At 50.1% G+C, this 833-nt stretch carries 2 protein-coding genes; both read right to left on the bottom strand.

All coding sequences use genetic code 11. The features are described 5' to 3' along the window. Positions 1-190: cold-shock protein (locus HT737_RS30310; RefSeq protein ID WP_182404663.1), on the bottom strand; the 190-nt coding region annotated here is incomplete at its 3' end. Positions 191-594: 404 nt separating this feature from the next. Continuing rightward, positions 595-833: glycine cleavage T C-terminal barrel domain-containing protein (locus HT737_RS30305; protein WP_308810005.1), on the bottom strand; the 239-nt coding region annotated here is incomplete at its 5' end.

The following is an 833-nucleotide window of genomic DNA, read 5'->3' as shown; positions in this document are numbered from 1 at the left end:
CAGCCTGCATGCCTTTCTGACCTTGCACAGCAACGAAGGTCACTTTCTGGCCTTCTTTCAGGCTCTTGAAGCCGTTGCCCTGAATGGCGCGGAAATGCACGAACAGATCCGGACCGCTTTCTGGAGTGATAAAACCAAAACCTTTCTCGTCGTTAAACCACTTGACGGTACCGCTCTGACGTGTCGACATTTCTTATTTCCTTTGACGCATAAATTGATGACAGTCTCTTTCTCATGAAAGAGTACTGGGGCTGGTTGCAGGAGAGTAAGAAGACGTCGAGCGGGATGTAGCTAACTTTGTAGGCTACTGCCCAGGTCACGATTCCAAGCTGACCCATGCAAACACAGTGGACAAACTCTACGCCAACTACGGGAGAAAAAACAAGCCCCGCGAAGGCCCGGTTTTCCTGCGCTTACTGGCAGTTAGTCAATTCACTAGTGTTGGCTTAGACGATCACCGGGTTCAATTGTTTTCGATCGTTATAAGCAAAGTTCATATTCGAATCAGATGTTAGAAAATGCACTTTTTTGTGGCGATTGCGTTACACATTAGTGCACGCATAACGCAATCGCGTTACTTATAGAAACAGCCAATCAACCACGATAGTAGCGTTGTGGAACAAATGGCATTTTGCTTACAAGCATTTGCACCTTTTTCCCACGAACGATGGCCCAGACTGGCGTGCCCAGTGCGACATAAGCGCTGTCGAGATAACCCATCGCCAACGGCCCGCCCAGGGTCGGACCAAAGCCACCGCTGCATACGCTGCCGATGATTTCGCCGGCTTCGTTGACGATTTCCGCACCTTCACGCACTGGCGTACGTTCCTGCG

The sequence above is a fragment of the Pseudomonas sp. MD195_PC81_125 genome, assembly GCF_014060985.1.
GTDB lineage: Bacteria > Pseudomonadota > Gammaproteobacteria > Pseudomonadales > Pseudomonadaceae > Aquipseudomonas > Aquipseudomonas parakoreensis.
The sequence above is the reverse complement of the archived record's forward strand: the minus strand, read 5'-3'. Positions and strand labels throughout refer to the sequence as shown.